General features: G+C 69.4%; 8 protein-coding genes. 6 read left to right on the top strand and 2 right to left on the bottom strand.

The annotated features are described in order from the left end of the window. Positions 1-45: 45 nt before the first annotated feature. The 5 genes from VGZ32_RS15575 to VGZ32_RS15555 all read left to right on the top strand — a co-directional run bounded on the left by VGZ32_RS15575 (position 46) and on the right by VGZ32_RS15555 (position 3577). Positions 46-1065, top strand: a complete 1020-nt coding sequence (locus VGZ32_RS15575) for an NADPH:quinone reductase (protein ID WP_326886755.1) — start codon at positions 46-48, stop codon at positions 1063-1065. 70 nt (positions 1066-1135) lie between these two features. Then, a complete protein-coding gene (locus VGZ32_RS15570; protein ID WP_326886754.1) occupies positions 1136-1693 on the top strand; it encodes a dihydrofolate reductase family protein in 558 nt (185 codons plus the stop codon). A 113-nt stretch (positions 1694-1806) separates the two neighbouring features. Next, on the top strand, positions 1807-2580 hold the full coding sequence (locus tag VGZ32_RS15565) for an SDR family NAD(P)-dependent oxidoreductase (RefSeq protein WP_326886753.1): 774 nt from the start codon (positions 1807-1809) through the stop codon (positions 2578-2580). 79 nt (positions 2581-2659) lie between these two features. Then, the gene (locus VGZ32_RS15560; RefSeq protein ID WP_326886752.1) at positions 2660-3406 is read left to right on the top strand and encodes a helical backbone metal receptor; all 747 of its coding nucleotides are present in this window, start codon (positions 2660-2662) and stop codon (positions 3404-3406) included. Positions 3407-3445: 39 nt separating this feature from the next. Next, positions 3446-3577, top strand: coding sequence for a hypothetical protein (locus VGZ32_RS15555; RefSeq protein ID WP_326886751.1), 132 nt, complete (start codon positions 3446-3448; stop codon positions 3575-3577). A gap of 12 nt (positions 3578-3589) precedes the next feature. Here the strand turns inward: VGZ32_RS15555 and VGZ32_RS15550 are convergent, their stop codons facing one another. After that, entirely contained in the window at positions 3590-4630 is a 1041-nt protein-coding gene (locus tag VGZ32_RS15550) for a hypothetical protein (protein WP_326886750.1), read from the bottom strand. Between the two features lie 280 nt (positions 4631-4910). Between VGZ32_RS15550 and VGZ32_RS15545 the strand changes: the two genes are divergently transcribed. Next, positions 4911-5684, top strand: a complete 774-nt coding sequence (locus VGZ32_RS15545) for a S1 family peptidase (protein ID WP_326886749.1) — start codon at positions 4911-4913, stop codon at positions 5682-5684. 129 nt (positions 5685-5813) lie between these two features. Here the strand turns inward: VGZ32_RS15545 and VGZ32_RS15540 are convergent, their stop codons facing one another. Beyond that, positions 5814-8048 carry a hypothetical protein gene (locus VGZ32_RS15540; RefSeq protein ID WP_326886748.1) on the bottom strand — a complete coding sequence of 745 codons (2235 nt, stop codon included), beginning with the start codon at positions 8046-8048 and terminating at the stop codon, positions 5814-5816. Positions 8049-8204: the final 156 nt, after the last annotated feature.

Raw genomic sequence — 8204 nt, 5'->3', positions numbered from 1 at the left:
GGCACAGGGGAATAGGCGGTGCGGCGGCCGGTCTTGTCACCGGGTATGAGAGCGATCGAATACACCGCGCGTGGCGGTCCTGAGGTCTTGACCCTGGTCGAGCGGCCGGTGCCGCAGCCCGGCGTGGGCGAGGTGCGCGTGCGTGTGCACGTGTCCGGCGTCAACCCGACCGACTGGAAGGCGCGTGAGGGTGGAGGCCGCGGCCCGGTGAAGGAGCCGCAGGTGCCCAACCAGGACGGCGCCGGAGTGATCGACACGGTCGGGCCCGGGGTCGACGCCGGCCGGGTCGGCGAGCGGGTGTGGGTGTGGGAGGCGCACTTTCAGCGCTCTGACGGTACCGCGCAGGACTACGTGACGATCCCCGCGCGACAGGCTGTGGCATTGCCCGACGACGCCTCGCTGGAACTCGGCGCAAGCCTCGGGATTCCCGCGCTGACCGCGCACCGGGCACTGACGCTGGCCGACGGCGGACCTTCTCGCCTGGCGCCCGGGGCGCTGAACGGGCGGACGGTACTGGTCGCGGGCGGCGCGGGCGCGGTGGGAAACGCGGCGATCCAGCTGGCCCGGTGGGCAGGCGCGCGCGTCGCCGCGACGGTGAGCGGCCCCGAGAAAGCAGCGTTGGCTGCGGCGGCCGGGGCGCACCGCGTGGTCAACTACCGCGACCAGGACGCCGCGGCGCAGATCCACGAGTTCGCTCCGGACGGAGTGAACCTGATCGTCGAGGTCGCCCCGGCCCGCAATGCCGAGCTCGACCTGGCGGTGCTCGCCCTGGGTGGGACAGTCGCGTACTACGCCGTCACGCAGTCCGATGAGACGCTGTCCCTGCCCGCGTCTCAGCTCCAGGTGAGAAACCTCGCCTGGCATGGCGTGCTCGTCTACATGGTGAGCACAGCGCAGAAGGACGCAGCGGTCGCCGACGTGTCGGCCGCGGTCGCTGCCGGGGCGCTGCGCGCCGGAGCGGAGGCGGGCCTGCCGTTGCACCGCTTCCCTCTCGAGCGCGCCGCCGACGCGCACCGCGCCGTGCAGGACGGTGCCGTCGGAAAGGTGCTCATCGATCTGGTATGACCCTGTCAGCGTCATCCGTCTGTCTCGTCAGCCGTCGGTTGTAGTGTGCGATCGAGACGAGGAGGACCGGATGGGCAAGCTGATCTACACCGCACTGGCGTCGCTCGACGGCTACATCAACGACGGGCAAGGCGCATTCGACTGGGCCGAGCCCGACAGCGACGTGTTCGCCTTCGTCAACGAGTTGGAGCGGCCGCAAGGGACGTACCTGTACGGTCGGCGCCTCTACGAGACGATGGAGTACTGGGAGACCTTTCAAGCGGAGCCGGACCAGCCGCTGCTGGCCGATTTCACCAAGCTGTGGCAGGCCGCCGACAAGATCGTCTACTCGTCGACGTTGGAGACGGTCAGCAGCGCGCGGACCCGGATCGAGCGGGCGTTCGATCCGGAGGCCGTGCGCGCGATGAAGGACGGGGCCGAGCGCGACCTGAGCATCGGTGGACCCACGCTCGCGGTCCACGCGTTCCGCGCGGGGCTGGTCGACGAGGTCCGGCTGTTCGCCTACCCGGTGATCGTCGGGGGCGGCACCCGGTTTTTCCCTGACCAGGTCCGTGTCGATCTTGAGCTTCGCGAGGAGCGCAGGTTCGACAACGGCGTGGTGTACCTGCGGTACCTCGTCTCACACTGAGCAGTCTGGGACGCCCCGCACACGAGCTCGCCGGTGGAAGCGGCGGCGAATCAACAGCCGCGATACCGTCGAGCAATGTTGATTCGGCGGCGTCAGGCTGAGCGGGGGCGCGCATGAGTGCGGTTGCGGTCGTGACCGGGGCGGCGCAGGGCATCGGGCGGCGCGTCGCCGAGGTGCTGGCCGGGCGCGGATACTCGCTGGCGCTGGCTGACCTGCGCGTGCCGGCAGAGACGCTCGACGCCGTGCGCGAGCAGGGCGCGACGGCGTTCGCGCTGGTCGGCGACGTCTCGGACGAGCAGTACGCGGCCAATCTGACGGACCGTGTGCTCGCCGAATACGGCCAGGTCGACGCACTGGTCAACAATGCGGGCGTCTCGCTGCTCGTCCCCGCCGAGAACACCACGGCCGAGCAGTGGCGGCGCGTGCTGGACGTCAACCTGACCGGCCCGTTCCTGCTGTCGCGGGCGATCGGCGCCGCGATGCTCGGGGCCGGGACGGGCTCGATCGTCAACATCGCGTCGATCGCGGGTCTGCACGGCGTCTCGGACCGCGCGGCGTACAACGCGAGCAAGCACGGGCTGATCGGCCTGACCCGCACCCTCGCCGCCGAGTGGGGCGGGCGCGGCGTGCGGGTCAACGCGGTGTGCCCCGGCTGGGTCAAGACCGAGATGGACGAGGCCGACCAGGCGTCCGGCGGCTACACCGACGAGGACATCGTCGGCCGGGTGCCGATGGGCCGCTTCGCCTCCCCGGACGACATCGCGGCGGCCGTGGCGTTCCTGGCCGATCCGGCGGCGAGCGGATTCGTCAACGGCGTGGCGCTGCCGGTAGACGGCGGATGGACGGCCGACGCGAGCTGGGACAGCCTGCGTCTGCGCAAGCGCTGAAACCCAAAGGCCGCCCATCGACTGAACGCGAGGAGGTGCGGCAGGGGTGCGGCGGGAACGCGACGATCAGGGTTCTGTCGTGGAGCTCGGGCGCGTGCGGCGCGTCGTGTCGCTCGTTCCGTCGCTCACCGAAGCCGTCGCGTCCACAGAGCCGGGATTGCTGGTCGGGGTCACGGGCTGGTGCACGCATCCGCCCGATCTGGCGGCGGAGCGAATCGGCGGGACGAAGAACCCTGATGTAGCGCGGATCGTAGCCCTCGGCCCGGATCTGGTGCTGGCCAACGAGGAGGAGAACCGCGTCCCCGACCTGGACGCACTGCGCGCGGCCGGAGTGCCGGTGTGGGTGACCGAGGTGCGCACTGTGGATCAGGCCCTGACGTCCCTCGATCGGTTGCTCACGCAAGCCTGCGTTCTGCCGCGTCCAGAATGGCTGGACCGCGCGGCGGAGGCGTGGGCCGCGGTAAAGACGGTCGATGCGGGGGAGTCGGTGAGCGCAGTGGTACCGATCTGGCGTCGGCCGTGGATGGTGCTGGGCCGCGACACGTTCGCCGGGGACGTGCTGCGGCGCCTGGGCGTGCGCCACATGTTCGACGACCATCCGCAGCGGTACCCCGCCATCGCGCTGCCGGAGCTACGCGCAGCCGGTGCGCAGCTGGTGGTGCTACCGGACGAGCCATACCGCTTCACCGCGGACGACGGGCCGGAATCGTTCCCCGGCACGCCCTGCGCACTCGTCAGCGGTCGACATCTGACGTGGTACGGACCTTCGCTCGTGCAGGCGCCGGACGTGCTGCGGCGTCAGCTGCGATCCACCGTCACCCGGTGAACGACCGCCCACCGTGACGACTACATCGGCGTCGCCGACGTGTCCAACGTCGTGCTCGCTGATCGCTATCGCACCACGCGGCTGCTCACACTCGAGCAGAGACATCTCCGCGTGCTGCGGCCGCTCTGGGGCGCGAACGCCTTCACACTGTTGCCGTTCGACGAAGATTGACCGAATCGGCGTTCATCTGCCGTCGCGCGGGATGAGGAGAAAATACTGGCGCGCCTCGCGCCGCTCCCCGTACTTCTCGACGGCCGCCCGATGGACCTGCGCGCGGGCCGGTCCCTCGTCGATGTGCTCGACGCGGTAGTCCAGCTCGGAGCCGTCGTCGGTCCACGTGACCGAGGCCTCTCTGCTGTTGAAGACGGCCGACACCAGGTCGAAGTCCCGCGTCGCGAGGAAGCGATCCTGGTCGATCCGGACGAAGCCGATCTGCCGGAAGCTCTGCGCCTGGCCGTTGGTCCGGACGTGGACGGTGCAGGTGTAGTAGTCGAGCAGCGGCATCGACTCCAGGTCGTGCCAGATCTCTTCGAAGCGCCGGTCGACCATCGAGCCGAACGGACTGGCCACCGTCGCCTCGAGCTGCGGGCTGCGCTCCGCGCGGGCGCCGACCGGGTAGAAGGAGATCAGCGCGGTCTCGTCGATCCGGTGGTACGTGACGGCCGGATCGACCTTGTACAGCTTGACCTCCAGCCTGCCCGCCGCGTCACGGGTCCGGTCGGCGAGCATCTGCGACAGCGTCGACAGGTTGCTGGCCAGGTTCTCGTCGAAGACCTCGGTCGGCACGCCGGCCTCGCCCTCGGACAGCGTCTTGCGGCGGGCGGCCGCGGCCTCCGAGTCGGGTGCGACCAGCAGGATGCGAACATGGACGTTCTTGCGCAGCGCCCTGGTCACGGCGGCGCGGAACTCGGCGGCGTGCGCCGGCTCGATCAGGAAGCTGAATGTGTCCAGGATGCAGATGTGGCTGCGGGCGGCGGCCAGCTTGGTGAAATAGGTGCCGACGTCGGGGAAGGACGAGTACTCACCCGCCGTGGCCTCCACGTGCGCCCGCAGCGCGGTGAACGATTCGACGGCCTTCTTGAAGACCGGTCCGACCAGGATCGCCATGATGCTCGTCGCGATGAACTCGCCCGCGACGGTCAGGAAGAGTTCCCGCCGGGTGAACGGCAGGGAGAGCAGAATCGCCGCGGCCAGGAGCACGGCCCAGATCAGGACCCCGAACATGATCCATTGAGTGACCGACCAACGGCTGACGAAAATGCTTAACCGGCTCCGCCCCAAGCGCCGACGCGCCACGATACCTCCCTATATCAGTGGCGATACCCCTCCCTCATCTCATGCAAGCACGAGAAGCGGAGCCGCGCCGCCGTATGCGTGACTCCGTGTTCTGCGCCGAATGCGGCGACGCCGGCGCAGCGTACGACGTGCGCCACACCGTGGCGATCTTCGCTACTGTCTCGCGTAGGCATCCGAAGAGGTGCCCTGCACATACGGGAGTAACCACATGCGAAGAAAAACGGCGGCCCGACTCGTCGCCCTGGCCGTCGGCGCGGCGACAGCGGCACTGCTGTCCGTCGCGCCGGCCGGTGCCGTCGCCGATGGAACACCCGCCTCGCCGGGGGAGTACCCGTTCGCCGTCAAGTTCACGATGACGAACATCCCGCGGCCCGACGGCTCGCACTACAACAGCGCGTGCTCGGGCGCGCTGATCTCGCCGCTCTGGGTGATCACCGCGGGGCACTGCTTCCACGATGTGAACCGCGTCCGGGTCGGCGGCCCGCCGCTCTACCCGACGACCGCGACGCTCGGCACCGTCAACCTGTCCGCCTCGCCGGGCGAGACCCGCAGCATCGTGGACGTGCGGCAGTCGGCGGTGAACGACATCGCGCTGGCGAAGCTGTCCGCGCCGATCACCGACATCGTGCCGCTCGTCGTCGACCCGATCCCGCCGCAGGTCGGTGAGCAGCTGGAACTGGCCGGCTGGGGCGCGACCACGGACGTCAACGCCACGCCGGGCACTGTGCTGAACACGGGCACCGTCGCGGTGGGCGAGGTGGACACCGACACGATCGGCGTTCACGGCGTCTACCCGTCTCCGTACACGAGCGCGTGCCTCTACGACTCGGGCGCGCCGTACTTCAAGCCGGTCGGCACGACGGCCGGAATCCTGGTGTCGGTGGAGAGCAGCGGGCCGGACTGCCCGCACGACCAGCTCGAGACCACCAGCCGCACCGACGTGATCTTCTCCTGGATCTACCAGCAGATCGCAGCGGGCTGACGTTAGCGGCTACGCGAGCAGGCGCGCCCCGGCAGCCTGCCGGGGCGCGTTTGTACTAGGTGGCGGCTCCCGGACCGTGTGGTTCGGGAGCCGCCGAGTTCTGTGTGCTATTTCAATTACTGCTTCGCGCTATCGCGCAGTACGCAGATGCGGTACCGGTCCGGTCATGGCGCCGGGGCCGCCGTAGATCGGTCCGGTGACCGCGTGCGCGGCGCCACCGGTGACCGCCAGGCCGCCGGCGGTGTACATGGCCTCGTCGAAGGACTGGCCGTTAGTGGGCGCCTTACCCACGGCGATCAGGGCGAAGGCGTTGCCGTTCAGGACGCTGGCGGAGATGTAGTCGCCGACCATGCTGCCCTGGCTGGTGCTGGCGATCTGCGACAGGCTGAAGGGCGCTGCGATGGTCTGCGCCGCGCTCCAGGTCGAACCGCCGTTGGCCGAGGAGATGTACCCGGCCCCCAGCTGGCAGGTCGAGGCCGTGCAGTTGGCGTTGGGGTAGAAGTAGTAATACAGGCCCAGCTTTGCCGTGCTACCCGAGGTGGCGCGGTCCACGCCCAGGCCCGGGATGAAGTGGTCGGCGGTGCTGGTGGTCGCGTCGATCGGGATGCGGGTGACGGCGGTCCAGGTGGTGCCGTTGGTCGAGGTGGACATGACCATGTCGTTGGACGGGCAGCCGGAGCGGAAGCGGCAGTCCTGCCAGACCACGTAGATCGTCCCGGTGGCGTCCTCCTCCGCGCTGGGCAGGCCCTCGCCGTCGCGCAGGTTGCCGTTGGCGGTGTGCGCCGTGACGGCGGAGACCTCGACGCTGGCGTTCCAGCTGGCTCCGCCGTTGGTGGAGGTGAAGGAGCGGATGTCGCTGCCGTTGTTGGAGTAGGGCACGACGACGTTGCCGTTGGGCTGCACCAGCGGCTGTCCGCCCAGGCCGGACGGGTTGTCCGCGGGATGCCGCAGCGCGGACCAGGTCACTCCGCCGTCGCTGGACACGGCCATCGACTCGGCGTTGCCTGAGGAGGTGATGTCGACCTCGATGTAGCAGTTGCCGTAGAAGGGGCTGGTGGTGGTGTCGTCGCAGGTGACCCACTGCTTGTCGTAGCCCTGGCCGTCGAAGCCGACCGCCTGTGTGGCGTTCTGCCAGGTCAGTCCGTCGGTGGAGCGGTTGACGGTGACGCCGGCGGCGTTGCCGGAGGAGTCGATCGGCAGTCCCACGATCAGCCATTCGCCGTGCTTGGCGTCGTAGACGACGGCGGCATCAGAGACCTGTGAATTGGTGCCGCCGTCGTTGACCGTGATGCCGGGCAGGTAGCCGTGGCTCCAGGTCGCACCGCCGTTTGTGGTGGTGGCCCAGCCCAGGTTCGAGGCGCCGCCGCCGAAGACCCGGCCGACCTGGAACGCCGAGACGATCGTTGAGCCGAAGACGAAGGTATCCGGCTCGACCTCGGTGGCGTGCTGGGCGTCGGTGTCGGTGTACGGGTCCGTGCTTACCTGCGTCAGGGTGATCCCGCCGGACGAGCCCACGGTCAGGCTGAACGTCGCCGTGTGGGTCGCCGAGGCCCCGGTGCCGGTGATGGTGATCGTGGAGGTGCCGGTCGGTGTGCTCGACGACGTGGTGACGGTCATCGTCGAGGAGGCGCCTGCGGTGACGGACGCCGGGTTGAAGGACGCTGACGCCCCGCTGGGCAGGCCGGAGGCCGAGAGCGCGACGGTCTGGGCGCTGCCTGAGGTGACCGCGGTGGACACGGTCGCGCTGGCGGAGTTGCCCGGGGTGACCGAAGCAGAGGTCGGGCTTACCGAAAGGGAGAAGTCGTTCGTGCTAGAGGCCGGAGTGAGCACGACGTCGTCGTACTTGGTGTAGGTCGGGTCGCCGGGATAGTTGTCGTCGTGGCTGGTGAGGGTCAGGGTGTAGTTGTGCCCTGAGGTCACGGCCCGGCTGACCTGCTTCCAGCCCGAGTTGGCGACGCAGGTCTTGGCCAGCAGGGTGACAGTGGTGTTGGAGGTGGTGTCCTTGAGAGTGGCGGTAGCCCAGTCGTACTGGACGGTGTCGGGGCAGATCACGTCGTACCAGAACGACAGCGTGCCGCCGCCGGTGGGTGCGGTGAAGGACTGCGCGATGTTGGAGGAGCCGTTGGTCGGCGAGGTGGAGCCGAGCATCGCGGCGTAGGTGCCCGAATGCGGGCCGTTGGTGGTCACGCCGGTGGCGGGGCCCGTGGCGGTCCAGCCGGACAGGTTGCCGGTTTCGAAGCCGCCGTTGGTGATGGTCGTGGCCGCCGAAGCGGGCAGAGTGCTCGCGGTCAGCGGCAGCAGCGCGAGCGCGGCGAGCGTCGCCAGCCTGCGGGCGGCGCGGGATTTCAGAGACGTGGGGAGCAAGGTGGGAATCCCTTCGTAGGGACGTGCTGGTGCCCGATGTGATTCAGGGTTCGTCCCTGCGCGGTGCTCGTGGCGGGCGCAGAGATCGGGGCGTGCTGCGGCGCCGACCGTCCGTGGCAGCGGTGGACGGGTGGCGCTGCTTGCGCAGTTTGGCAA

Source organism: Actinocrinis sp. (assembly GCF_035938995.1).
Classification (GTDB): Bacteria; Actinomycetota; Actinomycetes; order Streptomycetales; family Catenulisporaceae; genus DASZGI01.
This window is presented reverse-complemented; position numbering and strand designations above follow the sequence as displayed.